The 23,295-nt window shown below is 72.1% G+C and carries 22 protein-coding genes and 1 pseudogene; 17 read left to right on the top strand and 6 right to left on the bottom strand.

Translation table 11 applies throughout. From position 1 onward, the window contains the following. Nucleotides 1–12: 12 nt before the first annotated feature. Together AOM05_RS01455 and AOM05_RS01450 are read right to left on the bottom strand one after the other, a co-directional pair. On the bottom strand, nucleotides 13–1,899 hold the full coding sequence (locus AOM05_RS01455) for a zinc metalloprotease (RefSeq protein WP_062518829.1): 1,887 nt from the start codon (nucleotides 1,897–1,899) through the stop codon (nucleotides 13–15). 64 nt (nucleotides 1,900–1,963) lie between these two features. Next, entirely contained in the window at nucleotides 1,964–2,956 is a 993-nt protein-coding gene (locus AOM05_RS01450) for a hypothetical protein (RefSeq protein ID WP_062518828.1), read from the bottom strand. 107 nt (nucleotides 2,957–3,063) lie between these two features. On the opposite strand from AOM05_RS01450, the gene AOM05_RS01445 reads away from it, so the two are divergent. From AOM05_RS01445 to AOM05_RS01435, 3 genes are read left to right on the top strand one after another with little or no spacing between them, the layout of a single operon-like run. Next, nucleotides 3,064–3,777, top strand: a complete 714-nt coding sequence (locus AOM05_RS01445) for an SIR2 family NAD-dependent protein deacylase (protein WP_228373170.1) — start codon at nucleotides 3,064–3,066, stop codon at nucleotides 3,775–3,777. 45 nt (nucleotides 3,778–3,822) lie between these two features. Beyond that, nucleotides 3,823–4,056, top strand: coding sequence for a ribbon-helix-helix domain-containing protein (locus tag AOM05_RS01440; protein ID WP_062518827.1), 234 nt, complete (start codon nucleotides 3,823–3,825; stop codon nucleotides 4,054–4,056). Next, nucleotides 4,026–4,394, top strand: a complete 369-nt coding sequence (locus tag AOM05_RS01435) for a type II toxin-antitoxin system PemK/MazF family toxin (RefSeq protein WP_369401105.1) — start codon at nucleotides 4,026–4,028, stop codon at nucleotides 4,392–4,394. Before AOM05_RS01440 ends, AOM05_RS01435 begins: the two co-directional genes overlap by 31 nt. Nucleotides 4,395–4,400: 6 nt before the next feature. Here AOM05_RS01435 and AOM05_RS01430 read toward each other — a convergent pair whose 3' ends face one another. After that, nucleotides 4,401–5,330, bottom strand: coding sequence for a 1,4-dihydroxy-2-naphthoyl-CoA synthase (locus AOM05_RS01430; RefSeq protein WP_062518825.1), 930 nt, complete (start codon nucleotides 5,328–5,330; stop codon nucleotides 4,401–4,403). Between the two features lie 45 nt (nucleotides 5,331–5,375). Here AOM05_RS01430 and AOM05_RS01425 point away from each other — a divergent pair, with 45 nt between their 5' ends. Continuing rightward, on the top strand, nucleotides 5,376–6,263 hold the full coding sequence (locus tag AOM05_RS01425) for an o-succinylbenzoate synthase (RefSeq protein WP_062518824.1): 888 nt from the start codon (nucleotides 5,376–5,378) through the stop codon (nucleotides 6,261–6,263). Next, nucleotides 6,260–7,912 carry a 2-succinyl-5-enolpyruvyl-6-hydroxy-3-cyclohexene-1-carboxylic-acid synthase gene (gene menD / locus AOM05_RS01420; protein ID WP_062518823.1) on the top strand — a complete coding sequence of 551 codons (1,653 nt, stop codon included), beginning with the start codon at nucleotides 6,260–6,262 and terminating at the stop codon, nucleotides 7,910–7,912. The genes AOM05_RS01425 and menD overlap by 4 nt, the downstream gene beginning before the upstream one ends. Before the next feature lie 148 nt (nucleotides 7,913–8,060). Here menD and AOM05_RS01415 read toward each other — a convergent pair whose 3' ends face one another. Genes AOM05_RS01415 through AOM05_RS01405 form a run of 3 tightly spaced genes read right to left on the bottom strand, consistent with a single transcriptional unit; the run spans nucleotide 8,061 to nucleotide 11,346 of the window. After that, nucleotides 8,061–8,711, bottom strand: a complete 651-nt coding sequence (locus AOM05_RS01415; protein ID WP_062518822.1) for a class I SAM-dependent methyltransferase — start codon at nucleotides 8,709–8,711, stop codon at nucleotides 8,061–8,063. Between the two features lie 34 nt (nucleotides 8,712–8,745). Beyond that, on the bottom strand, nucleotides 8,746–10,011 hold the full coding sequence (locus AOM05_RS01410) for an isochorismate synthase (RefSeq protein WP_062518821.1): 1,266 nt from the start codon (nucleotides 10,009–10,011) through the stop codon (nucleotides 8,746–8,748). 60 nt (nucleotides 10,012–10,071) lie between these two features. Further along, complete coding sequence (locus AOM05_RS01405) at nucleotides 10,072–11,346, bottom strand: D-arabinono-1,4-lactone oxidase (protein WP_062518820.1); 1,275 nt, start codon at nucleotides 11,344–11,346, stop codon at nucleotides 10,072–10,074. A 141-nt stretch (nucleotides 11,347–11,487) separates the two neighbouring features. Here AOM05_RS01405 and AOM05_RS01400 point away from each other — a divergent pair, with 141 nt between their 5' ends. The 12 genes and pseudogenes from AOM05_RS01400 to nuoK all read left to right on the top strand — a co-directional run bounded on the left by AOM05_RS01400 (nucleotide 11,488) and on the right by nuoK (nucleotide 23,293). Further along, nucleotides 11,488–12,783 (top strand): geranylgeranyl reductase family protein, encoded by a 1,296-nt coding sequence (locus AOM05_RS01400; protein ID WP_062518819.1) that lies wholly within the window; start codon nucleotides 11,488–11,490, stop codon nucleotides 12,781–12,783. Nucleotides 12,784–12,823: 40 nt separating this feature from the next. Then, nucleotides 12,824–13,183, top strand: a complete 360-nt coding sequence (locus tag AOM05_RS01395; RefSeq protein WP_082097168.1) for an NADH-quinone oxidoreductase subunit A — start codon at nucleotides 12,824–12,826, stop codon at nucleotides 13,181–13,183. A gap of 3 nt (nucleotides 13,184–13,186) precedes the next feature. Beyond that, nucleotides 13,187–13,738 carry an NADH-quinone oxidoreductase subunit B gene (locus AOM05_RS01390; protein WP_062518818.1) on the top strand — a complete coding sequence of 184 codons (552 nt, stop codon included), beginning with the start codon at nucleotides 13,187–13,189 and terminating at the stop codon, nucleotides 13,736–13,738. Beyond that, nucleotides 13,735–14,451: an NADH-quinone oxidoreductase subunit C gene (locus AOM05_RS01385; RefSeq protein ID WP_062518817.1), complete on the top strand. Its 717-nt coding sequence runs from the start codon at nucleotides 13,735–13,737 to the stop codon at nucleotides 14,449–14,451. The genes AOM05_RS01390 and AOM05_RS01385 overlap by 4 nt, the downstream gene beginning before the upstream one ends. After that, nucleotides 14,448–15,791 carry an NADH-quinone oxidoreductase subunit D gene (locus AOM05_RS01380; protein WP_062518816.1) on the top strand — a complete coding sequence of 448 codons (1,344 nt, stop codon included), beginning with the start codon at nucleotides 14,448–14,450 and terminating at the stop codon, nucleotides 15,789–15,791. The genes AOM05_RS01385 and AOM05_RS01380 overlap by 4 nt, the downstream gene beginning before the upstream one ends. Then, a pseudogene (nuoE, locus tag AOM05_RS01375) lies at nucleotides 15,788–16,429 on the top strand (NADH-quinone oxidoreductase subunit NuoE); the annotation flags it as partial. The gene AOM05_RS01380 and the pseudogene nuoE, both read left to right, overlap by 4 nt. Before the next feature lie 11 nt (nucleotides 16,430–16,440). Then, on the top strand, nucleotides 16,441–17,769 hold the full coding sequence (nuoF, locus tag AOM05_RS01370; RefSeq protein WP_062518814.1) for an NADH-quinone oxidoreductase subunit NuoF: 1,329 nt from the start codon (nucleotides 16,441–16,443) through the stop codon (nucleotides 17,767–17,769). Further along, a complete protein-coding gene (locus AOM05_RS01365; RefSeq protein ID WP_062518813.1) occupies nucleotides 17,766–20,249 on the top strand; it encodes an NADH-quinone oxidoreductase subunit G in 2,484 nt (827 codons plus the stop codon). Before nuoF ends, AOM05_RS01365 begins: the two co-directional genes overlap by 4 nt. Beyond that, nucleotides 20,249–21,583, top strand: a complete 1,335-nt coding sequence (gene nuoH / locus AOM05_RS01360; RefSeq protein ID WP_062518812.1) for an NADH-quinone oxidoreductase subunit NuoH — start codon at nucleotides 20,249–20,251, stop codon at nucleotides 21,581–21,583. The genes AOM05_RS01365 and nuoH overlap by 1 nt, the downstream gene beginning before the upstream one ends. 86 nt (nucleotides 21,584–21,669) lie before the next feature. Next, entirely contained in the window at nucleotides 21,670–22,257 is a 588-nt protein-coding gene (nuoI, locus tag AOM05_RS01355; protein ID WP_228373195.1) for an NADH-quinone oxidoreductase subunit NuoI, read from the top strand. Continuing rightward, a complete protein-coding gene (locus AOM05_RS01350) occupies nucleotides 22,257–22,994 on the top strand; it encodes an NADH-quinone oxidoreductase subunit J (protein ID WP_062518810.1) in 738 nt (245 codons plus the stop codon). Before nuoI ends, AOM05_RS01350 begins: the two co-directional genes overlap by 1 nt. Next, nucleotides 22,994–23,293: an NADH-quinone oxidoreductase subunit NuoK gene (nuoK, locus tag AOM05_RS01345; RefSeq protein ID WP_062294135.1), complete on the top strand. Its 300-nt coding sequence runs from the start codon at nucleotides 22,994–22,996 to the stop codon at nucleotides 23,291–23,293. Before AOM05_RS01350 ends, nuoK begins: the two co-directional genes overlap by 1 nt. Nucleotides 23,294–23,295: the final 2 nt, after the last annotated feature.

Raw genomic sequence — 23,295 nt, 5'->3', positions numbered from 1 at the left:
CGGTCAGCGCGGTCAGCGCGCGTAGTAGGACGTCCAGGCCTTCTTCTGCACCAGCAGCGCGTTGCCGTGGAACTTGACCGCGACGCGGCCGGCGGGCAGCTTCCACGTGGTGATCTTCGCCTTGTAGACGGACCCGGACCTCACCAGCGTGACCTTGCCCGACACGGCCTGCTTGCCCACGGAGACCTGCACCTGGCCCGTCTCCGGGGCGACGCCGCTGGCGACGGTGGCCACGAACGTGGCGCGCGCACCCTTCCGGATCGCGGTCTTCCTGACCGCGGTGACCTGGGGCTGCGCCTTGATGACGGTCGCCTTCACCGTGGTCTCGGAGGGACGCGAGGCGAGCGAGCCTCCGTAGCTCGCGGTGAGCGTGCGGGTGCCGGGCTTCCACGTCTTGGGCAACGCGAAGGTTGCCCTGCCGGAGCCGTTGAGGGTCTTGGTCCAGGTCTGCGATCCGGAGGAGAGCGTGACCTTGCCCGTCGCGCGGTACGCGCCCGCGACCGCGACGGTGACCTTGCCCGCAGTGCCGAAGGCCGCCGTGGTCGCGGTGGCCTTGGTGGCGGACCACTTGCGCGGGCCCGGCGTGATCGCGACGGTCGCGGCCTCGGCGGTCAGCGAGGTGATGTCGAGGGTGAAGCGGCCCATCGGGTCCACGAAGGTATCGCCCGCGCGGAACGACGTCCGAAGGGTTCCCGTTCCGTTGTCCTCGCCGATGAGGAGCTGCTCGTTGTAGCCCGGGTCCATCGCGGTGATGACCACGCCGGGGGCGTAGCGCGCGACATACCCGCTGGCCGGCCTCAACCAGGAATCGGCGGCGGCGAAGAACGCGCCCGCGTCGGTGCCGGCGCCGTCGCGGTACTCGAGGAAGTACTGGAGGCCCTGGTCGTCGGCGAAGGTCACAGCGGAGATGCCCTCCGTCGCGTCCGAGGTGCCCAGGGTGATCACGGACGGCTCGGTGCCGCCGGGCTCGAGCGTGACGGTCTGCGTCTGGGCCTCGGCGCCGGGGAGGTCGAGGAACGAGCGGTAGCCCGCGTCCAGATCCGCGGGGTCGTAGGTGCCGATCGCGCCCGCCATCGGGCTGTACACGCCGTAGTACTCCGCGAACCCGAAGTCGGAGCCGAAGCCGTCGCCCCACACCAGGCTGCTGTGCCCGAGGCCCAGGTTGTGCCCGATCTCGTGCGCGGTCACCGCGAGTCCGCGGTCCGCGATGTGGACGAAGCCGCCCCGCGCCATGGTGCCCACGTTCGCAACACCCGCGTAGGGGTAGCTGCACGTGGTGGGCGTGTACACGATGAGGTGGTTGCGCTCTGCGGAGAAGGTCACGTCGGGGAACAGCGCCGCGGCCTTGTTCCACAGGGCCTGGTAGCCCGCCTCGCACGAGTACTTGAGATTCAGTGTCGCGGACGCCGCGAGGTCGAAGGTCGGGATCGCGCCGCGGCTCTCGCGGACCCAGTAGCCCAGCGCCGCCTCCGCGTCCGCCGTGGCGTCCGCGAGCGCCACATCGCCGGTCACCGTGGTGTCGTCGACCGTCACCACGTACGCGGCGTGGTCCGCGATCGTCGCGGTCGCCTCGACGGGCTCCACCACCGTCGCGGCGAGCACCTCGGTGCCGTCGACGGTCTCCTCGACGGTCGCGCGCACCTCGGAGCCGGACTCGATGTCCTCGAGCGCCTCGCCCTCGACCTCGGTCACCGTGCCGCCGGCGTCCACCAGGACGTGCCCGGTGGTGCTCTCGCCCTCGGTCTCGATGACCACCTCGAGCAGCTCGCCGTTCACGGTCTCGGGGCCCTCGGTCGCGAGGTCGCGTGCCGAGGCGCTCGCCACCGCGGTGGCGGTCAGCGCGAGCGCGACGGTGGCGGACAGGAGGGTGCGGGCGGCGGGCCGGGCGGTGCGGGTCACGCGCCGAGGCTATCGGCATCCCGAACAGGGGTGATGCACGGTGTGGCGCATGCCTCACCCGGCGTCAGCGGGCGTAGAGGCCGGTGGCTGCGCGCTTGTGCTGAAGGAGAGCGTTGCCGGAGTACTTGATAGCGATCCGTCCCTCGGGCAGCTTCCACGTGCGGAACCGCACCTTGTAGACGGAGCCGGACCTGACCAGGGTCACCTTCGCGGAGACGGGCTTGTCGCCCACGTAGGCCTGCACCTGGCCGGTCTCGCGCGCGACGTCGCTCGCCACTGTGGCCACCAGGGTCGAGCGGGAGCCCTTCGCTACCGCGGTCTCACGCACCGCGGTGACCTTCGGTGCCGCCTTGGTGACCGTGGCCGTCACCGTCGTCTGCGAAGGGAGCGACGAGAGCGACCCCGTGTAGTCCACCTGGAGCGTGCGGGTGCCGGGCTTCCACGTCTTCGGCAGCGTGACCGTCGCCGTGACTCCCGGGAGCGACAACGAGGCGTCGCGGCTGAACGACCCGCTGGTCACGGTGACGTCGCCGAGAGGAACGGCCGCCCCCTTCACGGTGACGTCGACCGTGCCGGGGGTGCCGTAGGTGGATCGGGCGACGGTCGCCTGGGTGGTCGTCGCCTGAGCGGTCATGACCTGGATCGTGGTCTCCGCGTACGAACCGACGATCCCCGGAGCCCCGTAGTAATACGCGGTGTAGTTGACCTCCGGCCCGCCGTGGACCGGCGGCAGCAGGACCATCCCTTGGCCGTCGGTCAGGGTCGCCGAACCGACCAAGAGGACGCCCTCGATGATGATGCCGACCGAGCCGGTGACGGGAGCCTCCGACGTGACCTGGACCCGGGCGATGGGGCGTTGCCCCTCGTAAACGTCCCCGATCTGCACCGTGGTGGTCGAGGCGACGGACGTGACCTCCGAGGTCACCTCGCCCGTGGCGAGCTCGACGGGTGCGGCGACGGCGGCCGGCGCGCCGGGCAGCGTTGCGGCGACGGCGAGCGCAATCGCAGCGGCTGCGCTGACGGTGGCGCGGGACGGATGCCAGGAGCGGAGGGCCATGCTCGGAGGCTAGCGGGTCGGGGCGAGGATCCTTACCGCGCCCCTCGCGCCGACCAGCGACGATGCGACGGCGTGGCGGTTCGCCGGGCTCTGCGCACAATGGAGACGTGATCACCGTCCTCACGGGCGCCGGGCTGTCGACCGGCGCGGGCATCCCCGACTTCCGCGGCCCCGACGGCGTGTGGACCCGCCACCCCGAGAAGGCGCGGCTGCTCGAGCTCGACGTGTTCGTCGGCGACCGCGACGCGCGCATCGAGGGCTGGCGGGACTGGGCCACGCACCCGGCGTGGGAGGCGCGGCCGTCTCCCGCGCATCGTGCCCTCGCGAGCCTGGTGGACGCGGGCGCCTGCCGGACCGTGCTCACCCAGAACATCGACGGCCTTCACCAGGCCGCCGGCACGCCGGACGATGCGGTGGTCGAGATGCACGGCGCCCTCGCCACGACCTCGTGCCTGGGATGCGGGTTCGGGCTGCCCACTCGCGAGGTGGTGGCGCTGCTCGAGGTCGACCCGGACCCGCGGTGCCCGTACTGCGGCGGGATCCTCAAGCCGGACGTCGTGTACTTCGGGGAGGCGCTGCGCGAGGCCGACCTCGACCGGGCGTCGCGGGAGGCGCGCGGCTGCGACCTCTTCGTCGCGATCGGCACCACGCTGCAGGTGTACCCGGTCGCGATGTTCGCGGGGTCGGCGCTCGCGGCGGGCGCGTCCCTGGTGATCGTCAACGCGTCGCCCACGGCCTACGACGCGGAGGCGTCGCTGGTGGTGCGGGAGCCCATCGAGGAGGCCGTGCCGGCGCTGGTCGAGGAGTGGCTGGGCATTTGATCCACACCTTCTGCCACGGCGGTAGCACCAGAGTAGGATCGCGGTATGGCCGTCAAGTTGAGCATCAGCCTCCCGGAAGATGACATCAAGGTTCTCGACGCGTTGGTCGCCGCCGGCGCGGCCTCGAACCGGTCGGCAGCGGTCCACTCCGCGATCGAGCGATTGGTCGAGGCCGAGCGCGAACGCGAGCTCGAGGCTCAGCTGATCGACGCGATGCGCGAGTGGAAGGACTCGGGTGAGCATGCGGCGTGGGACGGCGTCGCGGGGGACGGCGTGTGAGAGGCGAGATCTGGCGGGCCGACCTCGATCCCGTGCGAGGTTCCGAGGCGAGCAAGGTGCGCCCAGTGCTGATCGTGGGGCGTCCCCGACTTGTCGAAGCGGCGATGCGGTGGGGTGGCAATGTCACGGTGCTGCCCGTGACCTCGACCGTCGATCGTGTCTTCGACTTCCAGGTTCCGATCCCCGCTGGCGTGGGCGGGCTCGACGTCGATTCCAAGGCACAGGCCGAGCAGATCCGCACGTTGAGCGTCGAGCGGCTGCTGGTGCGGATGGGTGTGGTGCCGCACACCGTGTCTGATCGCGCCGATGCTGCGATCAGGCTCTATCTGGGCCTCTGACCGCGGTCAGTACGCGTACGGGAAGCGCGTCCAGTCGGGGTCGCGGCGCTCGAGGAACGCGTCGCGACCCTCCTGCGCCTCGTCCGTCATGTAGGCCATCCGCGTCGCCTCGCCGGCGAACACCTGCTGGCCAGCGAGGCCGTCGTCCGCGAGGTTGAACGCGAACTTCAGCATCCGGATCGCCTGCGGCGACTTGGTCGCGATGACCTTCGCGTATTCGAGCGCCGTGGCCTCCAGGTCCCCGTGCGGGACGGACTCGTTGACGGCCCCCCAGGCCGCCGCATCGTCCGCCGAGTACTCCCGGGCGAGGAAGAAGATCTCCCTCGCCCGCTTGTCGCCCACCTGGCGCGCGAGCAGCGCGCTGCCGTACCCGGCGTCGAAGCTGCCGACGTTGGCGTCGGTCTGCTTGAAGCGCGCGTGCTCGCGCGAGGCGATCGAGAGGTCCGCGACCACGTGCAGCGAGTGCCCGCCGCCGGCCGCCCACCCGTTGACCGCGGCGATGGTGACCTTGGGGGAGTTCCGCATGAGGCGCTGCACCTCGAGGATGTGGAGGCGGCCGCCGTATGCGGGGGCATCCTGCGCGGTGCCCTCGTAGAGGTAGCCGTCCTTGCCGCGGATCCGCTGGTCGCCGCCCGAGCAGAACGCGTGCACGCCGTCCGCGGCCGGCCCGTTGCCGGTGAGGATGATCGCCGCGACGTCCACCGTCTGGCGCGCGTGGTCGAGCGCGCGGTACAGCTGGTCCACCGTCTGCGGGCGGAACGCGTTGCGCACCTCGGGCCGGTTGAAGGCGATGCGCACGGCGGGCAGGTCGCGCTCGCCGTCCTCGGTCCGCGACACCCACCGGTGGTACGTGATGTCCGCGTCGGGGAAGCCCTCGATCGCGCGCCACTGGGTGGGATCCATGAGGTCGGAGACCTGCGCCGGGATGTCGCTCATGGTCTCCGAGCGTAGTGCGGCGGGCGGCCGCCCTAGGCTGAGCCCATGGAGTTCCGCCCCTTCCGCGTCGCGCTGTCGACGCGCTTCCGCGGCGTCACCGAGCGCCACGGCGTCCTCATCCGCGGCACGGGACCCGACGGCGAGGACGCCTGGGGCGAGTACTCCCCGTTCGACGACTACACCCCCGAGCGCGCCTCCCGCTGGTGGGAGGCCGCGATGGAGGCCGCGCGAGGCGAGTGGCCCGCCGCGGTGCGCGACACGGTGCCGGTCAACAGCATCGTCCCCGAGCTGCCCTCGGGCCGTGCCGCCCAGCTCGCCAAGGCGGGCGGCTGCACCACCGCGAAGGTCAAGGTCGCGGGCACCGTCTCGCTGAGGGACGATGCGCGGCGCGTCGAGGCCGTGGCCGTCGCCTTGGGCCCGGAGGGCCGGGTACGGGTGGACGCCAACGGCGCGTGGGACGTCGACACCGCCGTGAAGGCGCTCAAGGAGCTGGATGCCGCCGCCCGCGCCGGCGGGGGACCGGGCCTCGAGTACGTCGAGCAGCCCTGCCGCACGGTCGCGGAGCTGGCGCAGGTGCGCCGCCGCACCGACGTCCTGGTCGCCGCGGACGAGTCGGTGCGCCTGCCCGGCGACGCCGACGAGGTCATGCGCGCCGCCGCCGCCGACATCCTGGTCCTCAAGGTCGCCCCCATGGGAGGCGTGCGCCGCTGCCTCGACGTGGTGGACCGCTACAGCGTGCCGATCGTGGTCTCCAGCGCGATGGAGTCCTCCGTCGGGCTCGCCGCGGGCGTGGCGCTCGCGCGCGCCGTCCTCGAGCTGCCGTACGCGTGCGGGCTGGGCACCGGCGAGCTGCTCGCGGAGGACACGGTCCGCGACACGATCGTGCCCCGCGACGGGGTCATCGGCGACTTCACGCTGGACGTGATCGCGTGAGCGAGCACCCCTCCGGCGCGTTCGCGCGGGCGCTCGTGGCGGCGCTCGTCGAGCGGGGCGTCGAGGACTACGTGCTCAGCCCCGGGTCGCGGTCGGGCCCGCTCGCGCATGCGCTCGCGGAGGCCGGCGCCCCCAACCCCCCGCTCGGCGCGCCCAAGGTGGACCTCCACGTGCGCATCGACGAACGCAGCGCCGCCTTCCTCGCGCTCGGCATCGCGCGCGGCCGCGCCGCTGCGGGCGGCCCGCGACCCGTCGCGATCGTCACCACCTCCGGCACCGCCGTGGGCAACCTCATGCCGGCGGTCATGGAGGCGCACCACTCGGGCGTCCCGCTGCTGCTCCTCACCGCCGACCGTCCGGCCGAGCTGCGCGGCGTGGGCTCCAACCAGACCACCGACCAGGTGGGGCTGTTCGGCGCGTTCGTGCGCTGGCAGGCGGACGTGCCCGCCGCCGCGCTGGGCGAGCACCCCGACCGCGCCACCGCGCTCGCGGACCGCGCCGTCGCGGCGGCCCTGGGCGACCGCGCCCGCGAGGACATGGCCGCCGCGCCCGGCCCGGTCCACGTCAACGTCGCGTTCCGCGAGCCGCTCGGCGCCGACGGCGGGGTCTGGGCGGACCCGCCGCGCCTGCCCACCCCGACCGGCGGCATCCCCCTCGTCACGCCCGCCGACGAGCCCGCGCCGCTCCCGCCGGTCGCCCGCGGCGTGGTGATCGCGGGCGACGGCGCCGGAGACGTCGCGCGCGAGGTCGCGGAGGCGCACGGCTGGCCGCTGCTCGCCGAGCCGACCTCGCTCGCGCGCTCCGGCTCGCACTGCATCCCCGACTACGTGCGGCTGCTCGAGTCGCCCCAGGGCGAGGACCTCGCGGCACGCGTGCACCAGGTGGTGGTGATCGGCCGCCCCACGCTCACCCGCCCCGTCCAGGCGCTCATCAGGCGCGCGCCCGCGCTGATCGTCGCGCGCTTCGGCGCGCGGTGGCGCGAGGCGCCGCACCACGCGCAGGCGGTGCTGCGCGACGTCCCCGCGACCTGGCTGTGGTCCGCCGCCCCGGACGATGCGGATCCCGCCTGGCTCGCCGAGTGGCGGTCCGGCGGTGGCCGGGTCCACGCCCCCGAGGGCTGGGGCCCGCGCGTGGTGGCAGCCGCTTTCGCGGACTCGCTCACGCCCGAGACCTGGGGCTTCGTCGGATCGTCGGGACCCGTGAGGTCGCTCGACCGGCTGATGCCGGCGGCCCCGGCCGGGCGGGCGCCGCTGCTGCTCGCGAACCGGGGGCTCGCCGGCATCGACGGGACCCTGTCCACCGCGGCTGGCGTCGCGTTCGGCTCCGGGCGGCCCGTCCACGCGCTCATGGGCGACGTCACGTTCCTCCACGAGGCCGGCGGGCTGCTCATCGGGCCGCGCGAGGCGCGCCCGCGGCTACGGATCCTGGTGGTCAACGACGGCGGCGGCACCATCTTCTCGGGCCTCGAGCACTCGGCGGCGCCGCCGGAGAACCTCGAGCGCGTGTTCACCACGCCCCACGGCGCGGACCTCGCGGCAATCTGCGCCGGCTACCGGGTGCCGCACGCGTCGGTGCGGTCGCGCCCGGAGCTGGAGGCGGCCCTCGCGGCGCCGGTCACGGGCCTCGAGGTGGTGGAGGCGCTGGTCTAGGCGCCCCCTGGTTCGCTGCGCACGGTCTCAGGACCGACACGCGGTGGATCGTGGCACGATGCGCGGGCCGGCTCCGCGTGTCGCGGTTCAGACCGTGCTGAGCGAACCCGGGCACCGTGCTGAGCGAACCGGGGCGGGGCGGCGCGGTTCAGCCGTGACGGCGCGCGATCAGCACCGAGTCGCGCCACAGCCGCTCCGGCCCGCCCTCGGGGCGGGTGGTGCGCTCGCGCAGGGTCGCCGAGACCTCCCAGTCCTCGCGCGCGAGCACGTCCGCGACGTCCTCCGCCGCGAAGGCCGCGTCGCGGAGATCCGGATGCGACGCCGCGTGCGGGTCGGTCGGGTGGTGGCCCACCACCAGCAGCATGCCGCCGGGTGCGACGGCGGGGGCGAGCGTCTCGACCAGCCACCGCCCGCCCTGCTCGGGATGGGTGTACTGCGAGGTCACCAGGTTCCATGGCTCGTGCGCGGCGAGCACGTCCGCGAGCTCCGCGTCCGTGAACTCGATGTGCGCCGCGACGCCGGAGGCCTCCGCCTGCGCGCGCCCGCGCTCGAGGGCCGTGACGGACAGGTCGACGGCGGTCACCAGCCACCCCAGGTTGGCGAGCCACACGGCGTCGGCGCCCTCGCCGCAGCCGACGTCGAGCGCGCGGCCGGGCTGCAGCGTCGCGGTCTCGTCGACCAGCTGAGCGTTCGGATGCCCGCTCCACACGGCATGGCGCGTCCGGTAGCGCTCCTCCCACGCGTCGCGTCCGAAGTCGCGCGTGGGCGCGGCCTCCTGGTGGTCGTGCGCTGCATGCATGGCGCCTCCTTCGGGCCGTCCGCTCAGACGTCTCTCATTCTGCGCGCATGCCCAGCGCGCGTCGCATCGGCTCGAGCTTCGCCTCCGACTCGGCCCACTCGGACGCGGGCTCGGACGCGGCCACGATCCCGCAGCCGGCGAACAGCCGCAGCTCGCGCGGGTCTTCGCGCGACACCTCCGCGGAGCGCAGTCCGATGCACCACTCGCCGTCCCCGCCCGCGTCGATCCACCCCACCGGACCCGCGTAGCGGCCGCGGTCCAGGCCCTCGAGCTCGTCGATCACCCGCGCGGCGCCCAGCGTGGGCGTCCCGCACACCGCCGCGCTCGGGTGCAGCTCGCTCACCAGCTCGAGCGCCGCGACGTTGTGCGACAGCACGCCGGTGACGTCGGTGGCCAGGTGCATCACGTTGGGCAGGTGCAGCACGAAAGGCTCGTCGGGCACGTTCACCGATCCGCAGTGCGCGGCCAGCGCCTGCGTCACCGAGCGCACCGCGTACTCATGCTCCTCGCGGTCCTTGGAGGACCGCGCGAGCGCGCCGGCGCGCGCGAGGTCGCGCATGTCGTCGCCCGTCATGCGGATGGTGCCGGCCAGCACGCGCGACGTGACCAGGCCGTGGTCCACGCGCGCGAGCAGCTCGGGGGTCGCGCCCACCAGCCCGTCGACGTGGAAGGCCCAGCACGTCGGGTAGTCGGCCGCGAGCCGGGACAGCAGCACGCGCACGTCCACGGGACGCTCGGCTCGCGCGGACACGGCCCGCGCGAGCACCACCTTCTCCAGCTCGCCGCCGCGGATGCGCGCGACGGCCGCGTCGACCGCGCCCGCCCACGCCGCCTCGTCGCCCGCCGACACCGCGACCTCGCCCGGACCCTCGGCGGGAACCGCGGAGGCGAGCGCCTCCTCCAGGGTAACCGGCGCATCGTCCTCACGCGAGATCGTGGTGAACCACGCGCGCCCGTCGCGACGCCCCAGCACGAACCTCGGGACCACCAGCGACCCGCCCGCCGCGGACGAGTCCGCGAACGCGAACGAGCCGAACGCGACCAGGCCGGTGCCGCGCACCCGGACGTCGTCATGGACCACGGCGTGGCGGCACAGCAGGCGCCACCAGTGCTGCGCGGCGTCGATGCGGTCCGCACCCGAGGAGTCGAGCCGGGCGGCCTCGCCCCACGCGACCATGCCCTCGCCCCGCCGCACCCAGGAGATCCCGGCCTCCGGCAGCGCCGCGATGAGGTCGCCGGGGTCCGCGACGTCGACGGTGCGGACGGTGAGGGGTCCCGGGGAGGCGCTATGGACGGTCACGTCTCCACAGTAGGGCCGTTCCGGAGGGGGACGATGCGCGGGCCGGGCGGCCGGCCCGCGTCACCTCGCGACGCGCACGCCGGAGCGGATCAGGTAGTCGTTGACGAACCGCCCGTCGGGGTCGAGCGACTCGAACAGCTCCCGCGCGTCGGCGAGCCGCGGGTGCACGCGGGCGATGTCCGCGGCGGTGAACGCGTGCCACTTGCCCCAGTGGGGGCGCGCGTCGAACGGCGCGAGCGCGCGCTCGATCGTGGGCAGGACGGCGCGCACCGCTTCGGGCTCGAGGGCCCACGTGAAGTGGATCGCGAGGGTGTCGCGGCCGTACGCGCCCGACAGCCACAGGTCGTCCGCCGCGACGGCGCGCAGCTCGGACACCAGCAGCAGCGGGGTGATGAGGTCGCCCAGCGCGCGCACCGCGGCGAGCGCCTCGCCCGCGACCTCCATGGGCACGAAGTACTCGGTCTGGATCTCCGCCCCGTTCGACGGGGTGTGCGTGAGGCGGAAGTGGGGGAGGCGGTCGATCCACGGGCCCGGCTGCCCGCCCTGCGGCGTGAGCGCGTCCGGGTCGCCGTCGACCAGGCGTGCGTCGGAGGCGGGGCTGCGGACGGCGCCGTGCCACTCCTCGGGCGGGGTCTTGTCGAGGCCCATGCCGCTCTTGCGCCAGATCTGCTGGACGGTGGGCTCGGTCCACGTGGTGAAGATCGACACCGAGTACGCGTCCGCGAGGATCGCGGGCGTCTCGGACAGCAGGTGCTCCCACGGCATGCCGGTGTAGACGTCCTGGCGGATGTCGTACGTGGGCTGGATGCCCAGCGTCACCTCGGTGATGACGCCGAACGCGCCCAGCCCCACCGCCAGCCCCTCGAAGCCGGGCTGTCCGGCGCGCGCGGTGTGCTGTTTGCCGTCCGCGCCCACGTACTCGATGCGGCACAGCGCGGTCGACTGGCAGCCGTTGCGCGCGCCCGAGCCGTGGGTGCCCGTGGCGGTGGCGCCCGCGACGGAGATGTGGGGGAGCGAGCCGGTGTTGTGGAGCGCCCAGCCGCGCTTCTGGAGCCACCCGCCGAGCACGCCGTAGCGCATGCCCGCGGGCGCGTTCACGGTGGGGGTGGAGGGGCTGGTGAGGTCGATCAGCGGCGCGGCGTCGATGCCCGTCACGCTGATGAGCGTGCCGTCCGTGTCCGCGATGTCGTTGAAGCTGTGGCGCGTGCCCAGCGCCTTCACGCGGCCCGGCGCCTGGCGCACCGCCCGCCGCACGTCGTCGACGGTGCTCGCCTCCACCAGCCGCTCCGCCCCGAAGGTGTGGGTCCCCGCCCAGGTGACGCCCGCGTCGCTCATACCGTCACCGTACCCACCAGGAGGGACGATGCGGTGGTCACGCGCGCATCGTGCCCCTGCCGTGACCTTCGCGACATGGGGGGACGATGCGGGGGTCGGGTCCCGCACGGAGCACCCCGTGCGTGCACCTACCCTTGTCGGGTGCGTACTGAGGCCGATGTCATCGTGATCGGGGCGGGGCCCGGAGGGGCCGCCGCCGCCCGCTACCTCGCCGTCGAGGGCTTCGACGTGATCGCCCTCGAGAAGTCGAGGTTCCCCCGCGAGAAGGTGTGCGGCGACGGCCTCACGCCGCGCGCCGTGCGGGAGATCGACCTCATCGGGCTGCCGACGCCGCGCGAGGAGGGGTGGATCCCCAACCACGGGCTGCGGATGGTCGGCGGCGGGCATCGCCTCGAGTTCCCGTGGCACGAGCTGGAGAGCTTCCCCAACTACGGGCTGTCGCTGCCGCGCGCCGCGTTCGACAAGCGCCTCGCGGACCACGCGCGGGCCGGCGGCGCGGACGTGCGTGAGGGCTGGCACGTCGAGTCCGTGCTCCGCGACGAGCGTCAGGCCGGGTACGCCGGCGGCGGCCGCGTGGTGGGGGTGGTGGCCCGCGAGACCGACGAGCGCGGCCGCAAGGTGGGCGACCCGGTCGAGTTCCGCGCCCCGCTGGTGATCGCCGCGGACGGCGTGAGCGCGCGGCTCGCGCTCGGCATGGGGATCGAGCGCAAGGACAACCGCCCGCTCGGCGTCGCGGTGCGCACGTACTTCACCACCCCTCGTCACGACGAGGAGTGGATGGAGGGCCACCTCGAGATCTGGGACGGTGAGCGCGGCGCGTCGAACCTGCTGCCGGGCTACGGGTGGATCTTCCCGCTGGGCGACGGCACGGCGAACGTGGGGCTCGGCACGCTCAGCGCCAAGGGCACGCCGCCCAAGCTCGACCACCGTGCGCTGCTGCGCGACTGGCTCGACCACTCGGCCGAGGACTGGGAGCTGGGCGAGCAGGTGGGCGACATCAAGGGCGCCGCCATCCCCATGGCCTTCAACCGCCAGCCGCACTACGTCCCGGGCATGATGCTCGTGGGCGACTCGGGCGGCATGGTCAACCCGTTCAACGGCGAGGGCATCGCGTACGCGATGCAGGCCGCGCGCCGCGCCACCGAGGCCGCTGTGGCATCGCGTGCCGCAACCGGCGCGCGCGATCAGGAGGCCGCGCTGGCGTCCTACGCGCGCATGATGAAGGACGACCTGGGCGGCTACTACTCGCTCGGGCGCGTGTTCGCGTCGCTCGTCGAGCATCCGACGGTCATGAAGGTGTGCACTCGCTACGGTCTTCCTAGTCCTTTGGTCATGGAATTCACGTCTAGACTGCTGGCAGATGTGTACGAGCCTCGCGGCGGGAACTGGGCTGACAAGCTGCTCGCCGCCCTGACGAGGGTCGCACCCGCGGCCTGAGGGCGTCCGCGACCTCGATGAAGACGGAAGGAAACTCCCGGTGAATCCGTACGTGCCGATCATCGTGATGATGGTGATCGCGGGACTGCTCGCAGGCGCCGGCCTGTTCGTCAGCTCGATCGTCGGGCCGAAGCGAGCGAACGCCGCGAAGCTCGACCAGTACGAGTCGGGACTGCAGCCGACCCCCGGCGCCGCCGGCGGCGGACGCGTCCCGATCAAGTACTACCTGGTCGCGATGACCTTCATCATCTTCGACATCGAGGTCGTGTTCCTCTACCCGTGGGCCATCGCGCATGACGCGCTCGGCTGGTTCGGGCTGATCGCGATCATGACCTTCCTCGCCCTCATCACGATCCCGTTCGTGTACGAGTGGCGCCGCGGCGGATTCGAGTGGGACTGATTCATGGGTATTGAAGAGAGCGCACCTCCGTTCATGCTGGGCATGGTCGAGGACTTCGTCGGCTACATGCGGGCGGGATCCCTCTGGCCGGCCACGTTCGGCCTCGCGTGCTGCGCGATCGAGATGATGGCGACGGGCACCCCGCGCTTCGACATCTCGCGCCTGGGCTCCGAGGTCTTCCGCGGGTCTCCGCGCCAGGCCGACATGATGATCGTCGCGGGCCGCGTGTCCAACAAGATGGCGCCCATCGTCCGTCAGGTCTACGACCAGATGGCGGAGCCCAAGTGGGTCATCTCGATGGGCGTGTGCGCCTCCTCGGGCGGCATGTTCAACAACTATGCGATCGTGCAGGGCGTCGACCACGTGGTCCCCGTCGACATCTACCTGCCCGGCTGCCCGCCGCGCCCCGAGATGCTGCTCCACGCGCTGCTCGAGCTGCAGCAGCAGGTGCGCGACACCCCCATGGGCCGCAACCGCCGCGAGATCGCCGCCGCCGCCGAGGCCGCCGCGCTCGCCGCGACCCCCACCTCCGACATGAAGGGTCTGCTGCGTTGAGCGAGTCCCAGGACCTCACCGGCACCGGCGACGCCCAGGGCGGCCTCCAGCCCGGCGAGCGCGAGACCATCACGCTGATCAACGTCCGCGAGGGCATGTTCGGCGCCCAGGGCGACACCTCCGGCTACGACCTCCTGGTCAAGCCCGTCGAGATGCCCGGCGCCACCGAGCGCCCCTACGGCGAGTGGTTCGACGGCGTCGTGGACGTCCTCGAGGAGCTGCTGGGCGAGGACGCGGACGCGGCCATCGAGCACGTGGTGGTCGACCGCGGCGAGCTCACGCTGTACGTCGCGCGCGAGCACCTGCCCGCGGTCGCGCGGCACCTGCGCGACGACCAGGACCTCCGCTTCGAGATGTGCCTGGGCGTGTCCGGCGTGCACTACCCGGCGGACGCGGGCCGCGAGCTCCACGCCGTCTACCCGATGCAGTCGATCACGCATAACCGCCGCCTCCGGGTCGAGGTCGCCGTGTCGGAGCAGGACCCGCACATCCCGTCGATCACCGGGATCTACCCGATGAACAACTGGCACGAGCGCGAGACCTGGGACTTCTTCGGGATCGTGTTCGACGGCCACCCGTCGCTCGCCCGCATCGAGATGCCCGACGACTGGGTGGGCCACCCGCAGCGCAAGGACTACCCGCTGGGCGGCATCCCCGTGGAGTACAAGGGCGCGGAGATCCCCTCGCCCGACAACCGGAGGCAGTACCGATGACCCAGACTGCACCCCACGCGACCGGCGCGTTCGTCGAGGACCCCGACGCCCCCGAGTACAGCGCCTACGGTGGCGACTGGTCGGAGATCGCCGACGAGGCCGCGCGCCTCGCGCAGCAGCGCATCGTGGTCAACATGGGCCCCCAGCACCCGTCCACCCACGGCGTGCTGCGCGTCATGCTCGAGCTCGAGGGTGAGGTGGTGACCGAGACCCGCGCGGGCATCGGCTACCTCCACACCGGCATCGAGAAGAACATGGAGTACCGCACCTGGACCCAGGGCGTGACCTTCTGCACCCGCATGGACTACGTCGCGTCCATGTCGCAGGAGGCCGTGTACTGCATGGGCATCGAGAAGCTGCTCGGCATCACGGACGACGTCCCGGAGCGCGCGAACATCCTGCGCGTCCTCATGCTCGAGCTCACCCGCATCGGCTCGCACCTGGTCGCGATCGGCACCGGCGGCAACGAGATGGGCGCGACCACGGTGATGACCACCGCGTTCGTCGCGCGCGAGGACACGTTCCGCGTCATCGAGAACATCTCCGGCCTGCGCACCAACAACGCGTACATCCGTCCCGGCGGCGTCGCCCAGGACACCCCCGAGGATGCGGTCGCGCTCATCCGCAAAGTGATCCCGCAGATCAAGCAGAAGCTCGACGAGCTCGCGGACCTGCAGCTCGAGAACCCGATCTTCAAGGGCCGCCTCCAGGGCGTCGCGAACCTCGACCTGGCGGGCTGCATGGCGCTGGGCATCACCGGCCCGATCCTGCGCTCGGCAGGCCTGCCGTACGATGTCCGCAAGGCGGACCCGTACTTCGGCTATGAGACTTACGACTTCCAGGTCCCCACCTCGACCGACGCCGACGCGTACTCGCGCGTGGTGCTCCGCCTCGAGGAGTGCTACGAGTCCCTCAAGATCGTCGCGCAGTGCGCCGACCGCCTCGAGGCGACCGAGGGCCAGCCCGTGATGGTCGCGGACAAGAAGATCGCGTGGCCCGCGCAGCTGTCCGTCGGCTCCGACGGCCAGGGCAACTCGCTCGACCACATCCGCCACATCATGGGCGAGTCGATGGAGTCGCTCATCCACCACTTCAAGCTCGTGACCGAGGGCTTCAAGGTTCCCGCGGGCCAGGTGTACTCGGCGATCGAGGGCCCCAAGGGCCTGCTCGGCGTCCACCTGGTGTCCGACGGCGGCACCAAGCCCTGGCGCGCGCACTTCCGTGACCCCGGATTCAACAACCTGCAGGCGCTGGGCATCCTCACCGAGGGTGGCCAGGTCGCCGATGTCGTGGTGGCGATCGCCACGATCGACATGGTGCTGGGAGGCGTCGACCGATGACCTATGACGAGACCACCCTCGTTTCCCTGACCGAGGACGCGGCCGCGATCATCGCCCGCTACCCGGTCAAGCGCTCCGCGCTGCTGCCGATGCTGCACCTGGTGCAGTCGGTGGACGGGTTCGTGAGCCCCGACGGCATCCAGTTCTGCGCGGAGCAGCTCGAGCTGACCGCCGCCGAGGTGTCCGCCGTCGCGACGTTCTACACGCAGTACAAGCGCCGCCCCAACGGCGAGTACCAGGTGGGCGTGTGCACCAACACGCTGTGCGCCGTCATGGGCGGCGACCGCATCTGGGACGAGCTGTCCGAGCACGTGGGCGTCGGTCACGACGAGACCACCGAGGACGGCAAGGTCACCCTCGAGCGCCTCGAGTGCAACGCCGCATGCGACTACGCGCCCGTGATGATGGTCAACTGGGAGTTCTTCGACAACCAGACGCCCGAATCCGCCAAGCAGGTCGTCGACGACCTCCGCGCGGGCAAGGACGTGGCCCCGAGCCGCGGGCCGGCGAAGGTGTGCTCCTTCAAGCAGGTCTCCCGCGTGCTCGCGGGCTTCGAGGACGGCCGCGCGGACGAGGACCAGGGCGCCGGCACGGCCACGCTCGCGGGCCTCGAGGCCGCGAAGGGCCAGGGCTGGACGGAGGGCGCCAAGTGACCGTCACGCTGACCCCCGTGCTGAGCGCCACCTGGGGCTCGGACAAGTCGTGGAGCCTCGACACCTACACCGAGGCCGGCGGCTACGCGCCGCTGAAGAAGGCCCTGGGCATGGCTCCCGGCGACCTCGTCCAGGCCGTCAAGGACTCCGGACTGCGCGGCCGCGGCGGCGCAGGCTTCCCCACCGGCATGAAGTGGGGCTTCCTGCCCCCGGACGACGGCGGCCCCCGCTACCTGGTGGTCAACGCCGACGAGTCCGAGCCCGGCACCTGCAAGGACATCCCCACCATGATGTCCGCGCCGCACGCCCTGATCGAGGGCGTGATCATCACGTCCTTCGCGATCGGCTGCAACCACGCGTTCATCTACCTGCGCGGCGAGGTGGTCCACGTGTACCGCCGCCTGCTGCAGGCCGTGCGCGAGGCATACGAGGCGGGCCACCTGGGCAAGAACATCCACGGCTCGGGCTTCGACCTCGACGTCACCGTGCACGCCGGCGCCGGCGCGTACATCTGCGGCGAGGAGACCGCGCTTCTCGACTCGCTCGAGGGGCGCCGCGGCCAGCCGCGCCTCAAGCCCCCGTTCCCCGCGGTCGCCGGCCTCTACGCCCGCCCCACCGTGGTGAACAACGTCGAGTCGGTGGCCTCCGTGCCCGCGATCGTCGACAAGGGCGTGGAGTGGTTCACGGCCATGGGCACCGAGCGCTCCAAGGGCATGGGCCTGTTCTCCCTGTCCGGGCACGTCACGCGCCCCGGCCAGTACGAGGCGCCCCTGGGCATCACGCTGCGCGAGCTCCTCGAGCTCGCCGGAGGGATCCGCGAGGGCCACGAGCTCAAGTTCTGGACGCCCGGCGGGTCCTCGACCCCGATCTTCACGCAGGATCACCTCGACACCCCGCTCGACTACGAGTCGGTGGGCGCCGCGGGCTCCATGCTCGGCACCCGCGCGCTCCAGCTGTTCGACGAGACCACCTGCGTGGTCCGCGCCGTGACCCGCTGGACCGAGTTCTACAAGCACGAGTCCTGCGGCAAGTGCACCCCCTGCCGCGAGGGCACCTACTGGCTCACCCAGATCCTCAAGCGCATCGAGGCCGGCCGCGGCACGCAGGCCGACATCCAGCAGCTGCTCGACACGTGCGACTCGATCGCCGGACGCTCGTTCTGCGCGCTCGGCGACGGCGCGACCTCGTCGATCATCAGCTCCGTCACGCTCTTCCGCGAGGAGTACGAGGCGCACGTCGAGCAGGGCGGCTGCCCGTTCGACCACGCGGCCTCGGCGCTCTTCGAGTACTCCGACACGCCCGCCACCGAGGAGGCGCACGCATGACCGCGACCGCGGACAAGCCGGCAGCGGCGGTGGTCGACACCGTCACCCTGACCATCGACGGCACCGAGGTCTCCGTGCCCAAGGGCACGCTCATCATCCGTGCCGCCGAGCAGGTGGGCATCGAGATCCCGCGCTTCTGCGACCACCCGGCGCTCAAGCCGGCCGGCGCGTGCCGCCAGTGCCTCGTCGACGTCGCGTCGCCCGGCCCGGACGGCAACCTGCGCGCGTTCCCCAAGCCCCAGGCCTCGTGCACCATGACGGTCACCGAGGGCATGGTGGTGAACACGCAGCACACCTCCGAGGAGGCCGACCGCGCCCAGAAGGGCGTGATGGAGCTGCTGCTCATCAACCACCCGCTCGACTGCCCGGTCTGCGACAAGGGCGGCGAGTGCCCCCTGCAGAACCAGGCGATGAGCCACGGCCGCCCCGAGAGCCGCTTCGTGGACGTCAAGCGTGTCTTCGAGAAGCCCCTCGCGCTCAGCTCCGAGATCCTGCTCGACCGCGAGCGCTGCGTCCTGTGCCAGCGCTGCACCCGCTTCTCCAAGGAGATCGCCGGCGACGCGTTCATCGACCTGCAGAACCGCGGCGCGCAGCAGCAGATCGGCACGTTCGACGAGGACGTGCTCGACTTCGACGGCTACCGCCCCGTGGGCGCCGCCACCGTCGACGAGGCCGGCAAGGCCTTCTCCTCGTACTACTCCGGGAACACGGTCCAGATCTGCCCCGTGGGCGCCCTGACCTCCGCCGCGTACCGCTTCCGCTCGCGCCCGTTCGACCTGGTGTCCTCGCCGAGCATCTCCGAGCACGACTCGTCTGGCTCCGCCATCCGGATCGACCACCGCCGCGGCAAGATCCTGCGCCGCCTCGCGGACAACGACCCGGTGGTGAACGAGGACTGGATCTCCGACAAGGACCGCTTCGCGTTCGCGTGGCAGAACCTGTCCGACCGCCTCACCCGCCCCATGGTCCGCAAGGACGGCGACCTGGTCGAGGTGTCCTGGCCCGAGGCGCTCGCCGCCGCCGCGGCGGGCATCAAGGCCGCCACCTCCGGTGAGGGGGACGATGCGCGGGGCGCCGCGGTCCTGACCGGCGGCCGGGTGACGCTCGAGGACGCGTACGCCTTCCAGAAGTTCGCGCGCGTGGTGCTCGGCACCAACGACGTCGACTCGCGTGCCCGCGCCGCAAGCGACGAGGAGCAGGCGTTCCTCGGCTCGCAGGTCGCCGGCACCGGCCTGGGCGTCACGTTCGGCGAGCTCGAGAAGGCCCCCGCCGTCCTGCTGGTCGGCTTCGAGGCCGAGGACGAGGGCGGCGTGGTGTTCCTGCGCCTGCGCAAGTCGCTCGGCCGTCAGAGGGTCGCCACGGTCGCACCGTTCCTCACGCGCGGCGCCGAGAAGCTCGGCGCGACGCTCGTGCCCGCGGCCCCCGGCCGCGAGGCCGCCGCGCTGGCAGACCTCCCCGCCGACGTCCGCGACGCCCTCGCCCAGCCCGGCGCCGTCGTCGTGCTCGGCGAGAGGGTCGCCGAGGCCCCCGGTGCGTTCGCCGCGGCCCTCGAGGTCGCATCGTCCACCGGCGCCCGCCTCGCGTGGATCCCGCGCCGCGCCGGCGAGCGCGGCGCCGTCGAGGCCGGCGCGCTGCCCGGCCTGCTGCCCGGCGGCCGCACCGCGACCCTCAAGGGCCCGCGCGACGCCGTCGCCAAGGCGTGGGGCGTCGACGCGCTGCCCGCGGCCAAGGGTCGCGACACCGCCGGCATCCTCGCCGCTGCCGCGGAGGGCGCCATCGGCGCGCTCGTGGTGGGCGGCGTGAGCGCCTCGGACCTCACCGGGGACGTGGCCGCCGCGCTCGAGGGCGCCGGCTTCGTGGTGTCGCTCGAGGTGCGCCGCTCCGAGATCGCCGAGGCCGCGGACGTGGTCCTGCCCGTCGCGCCGCCGTCGGAGAAGTCCGGCACGTTCGTCAACTGGGAGGGTCGCCTGCGCTCGTTCGCGACGGCCATCCGGACCGACGCGATGTCCGACCACCGCGTGCTCGACCTGCTCGCCCGCGAGTGGGGCGTCGAGCTCGGCACCGGCACCGTCGAGGCCGTCAACGCGGAGCTCGCGGCCCTGGGTGCCGCGAGCGACGCCGAGCGTCCCGCCGCCCCGAAGGCCAAGGCCGCCCGCAACCCGCGCGCCAAGAAGGGCACGGCCGTGCTCGCGACCTGGCACCAGCTGGTCGACGAGGGCGCGCTGCAGGACGGCGAGCCGTACCTGGCCGGCACCGGTCGCGTCGCGGTCGCCCGCATGTCCGCCGCCACCGCCGCCGCGCTCGGCGACGCCGTGAGCGTCGAGGTCTCCACGGAGGCCGGCGCGATCGAGCTGCCGCTCGTCGTCACCGACATGGTCGACGGCGTGGTGTGGGTGCCCGTGAAGTCCCCCGGCTCCTGGGTGGCGCGCGACCTGCGCGTCGCCGCCGGCGCCGTCGTCTCGGTGAAGGGAGCGGCGTGATGAGCGTCCTCGCGTCCGTCTCGGACGTCCCCGTCGCGGAGGCCCTGGCCGCCGACCCGCTGTGGCTGGTGATCGTCAAGGCCGTCCTCATCGTCGTGTTCCTGCTGACCTCCGTGCTGTTCGCGGTGTGGTTCGAGCGCCGCGTGATCGGCCGCCTGCAGGAGCGTCCCGGCCCGAACCGCCTGGGACCGTTCGGACTGCTGCAGTCCGTCGCCGATGCGATGAAGCTGCTGTTCAAGGAGGACATCACCGTCCGCCGCTCGGAGAAGGTGCTGTACATCGCGGCGCCCATGATCTCCGTGTTCTGCGCGTTGCTGATCTTCTCCGTGATCCCCTTCGGGCCGGTCACGCACATCCCCGGCACCGACATCTCGACGCCTCTGCAGCTCACCGACTTCTCCGTCGCCGTGCTGTTCATCCTCGCGTGCGCCGCGCTCGGCGTGTACGGCATCGTGCTCGGCGGCTGGGCCTCCGGCTCGACCTACCCGCTCATGGGCGCCATCCGCTCGACCGCGCAGGTGATCTCCTACGAGCTCGCCATGGGCCTGTCGCTCGTGACGGTGTTCATGCTCTCGGGCACCATGAGCACCTCCGGGATCGTGGAGGCGCAGACCGACCGCTGGTGGATCTGGCCGCTGTTCCCGGCGTTCATCCTCTACGTCATCTCCATGGTCGGCGAGACCAACCGCCTGCCGTTCGACCTCCCCGAGGCCGAGGGCGAGCTGGTCGCCGGCTTCATGACGGAGTACTCGTCCATGAAGTTCGCGTGGTTCTTCCTCGCGGAGTACATGAATATGATCAACGTCTCCGCCGTGGCGTCGACGCTGTTCCTGGGCGGCTGGCGCGCGCCGTGGCCCGCGTCGTGGGCCGGCGCGGAGTTCCTCAACAGCGGGATCTTCCCGCCCATCTGGCTGATCCTGAAGATCTGGCTGCTGATGTTCGTGTTCGTGTGGATCCGCGGCTCCGTGCTGCGCTTCCGCTACGACCAGTTCATGAAGTTCGGCTGGAAGATCCTCATCCCGGTGGGCCTGGGCTGGCTGGTCTTCTTCGCCGTCGGCCGTGCCGCGTTCGACCACTTCGGCCGCGACCTCAACGTGTTCGACGCCGTCGCAGGCGTCATCGCGATCCTGCTGGTGGTGGCGGTGTGGAGCTTCATCTCCGACGCCGCAGCCAAGGACGAGGAGGCCTCCGACGACGCCGAGCCCGAGGTGCTCGACGCGTTCGCCGGCGGCTACCCCGTGCCGCCGCTGCCGCACCAGGTCCTGCCCCCCTCCCCGCGCTCGGGCCGTACGGTCGAGGCGCATGCCGGTTCACGAGAGGAGGACTCCGAGTGAGCGGGTCCGACGAGGTCTGGAAGGTCAACCGCGAGCGCGACGCGCAGCGCGAGACCTTCGAGTCGAACCTCCCCAAGAAGGGACCGATCGGCGAGGCGCTCGCGCCCGTCGCCGGATTCGGCGTGTCCCTGCGCAACTTCTTCCGTCCCACCGTGACCGAGCAGTACCCCAAGGTCAAGGTGCCCACCATGCCGCGCTACCACGGCCGTCACCAGCTCAACCGTCACCCCGACGGTCTCGAGAAGTGCATCGGCTGCGAGCTGTGCGCGTGGGCGTGCCCCGCCGATGCGATCTACGTCGAGGCGGACTCCAACACGCCCGACCACCAGGTCAGCCCCGGCGAGCGCTACGGCCGCGTCTACCAGATCAACTACCTGCGCTGCATCTTCTGCGGGCTGTGCATCGAGGCGTGCCCCACGCGTGCGCTGACCATGACGAACGAGTACGAGCTCGCGGGCCCCACCCGCGAGGGCCTCATCTACGAGAAGCAAGACCTGCTCGCGCCGATGGGCAAGAACATGCTCGCGGCGCCGCACCCGATGGTGCCCGGCACCACCGACGGCTCCTACTACCGCGGCGAGGTCACCGAGCCCGTCGCGTCGCAGGTCGAGTGGGTGCGCGAGCACCGTCCGGACGACGCGACGCTTCCGGAGAACAAGGAGGCCACGATCTGATGGTCAACGCCGTCATGTTCTGGATCATCGCCGCGCTCACCGTGATCCCGGCGTTCTCGCTGCTGTTCGCGCGCAAGGCAGTCCACGTCGCGATGTCCGTGGTGCTCGTCATGGTGGGCCTCGCGGCCGCCTACGTGACGCTCGGCGCCCCGTTCCTCGGGATGGTGCAGATCGTCGTCTACACCGGCGCGGTCATGATGCTCTTCCTCTTCGTCCTCATGCTGGTCGGCGTCGACCAGCGCGAGGAGCTCAAGGAGACCATCAAGGGCCAGCGCTGGATCGGCCTGTTCACGGCCGCGGGCCTCGGCGCCTTCCTCGTGTCGATCGTGGTGCGCACCACGCTGCCCGTCGCGCCCACCGGCGTGCAGGGCGAGCCCGACGTCATCGCGATCATGCTGTTCGAGAAGTACGTCCTCGTGATCGAGGTGCTCGGCTTCCTGCTCATCACCGCGGCCGTCGGCGCGCTCGTGCTCACGCACACGCCCCGCCTCAAGCCGCGTCGTACCCAGCTCGAGGTCCAGCGCGACCGCGTGCGCGTGGGCGCGGACCCGGTCAACAAGCCCATGCCGGGCGTCTACGCGCGTCACAACGCGCTCGACGTCCCCGCGCTCGACCCCGAGGGCCGGCCCATCGAGCACTCGGTGTCCCGCGTGCTCAAGATCCGCAACCAGACGGTCGAGGGCGAGCAGTGGCGCGCCCAGCTCGAGGACCCGTCGCGCAAGGAGGGCGACCGCTGATGGACCCCATCAACTTCGTCATCCTCGCGAGCATCCTGTTCGCGATCGGCTCCGCGGCCGTCCTGCTGCGCCGCAACGCGATCATCGCGTTCATGGGCGTCGAGCTCATGCTCAACGCCGCGAACCTCGCGCTCGTCGCCTTCTCGCGCATCCACGGCGAGATCGACGGTCAGATCATGGCCTTCTTCGTCCTGGTGGTCGCGGCCGCCGAGGTCGTGGTCGGCCTCGCGATCATCATCGCCGTCTTCCGCGCGCGCCAGACCATCTCGCTCGACGAACCCGCTGAGCTGAAGGGCTGACC

Source organism: Demequina silvatica, from assembly GCF_000971215.1.
GTDB lineage: Bacteria > Actinomycetota > Actinomycetes > Actinomycetales > Demequinaceae > Demequina > Demequina silvatica.
Note: the sequence above shows the minus strand (reverse complement) of the source record. Positions and strands in the feature narration are given on the sequence as shown.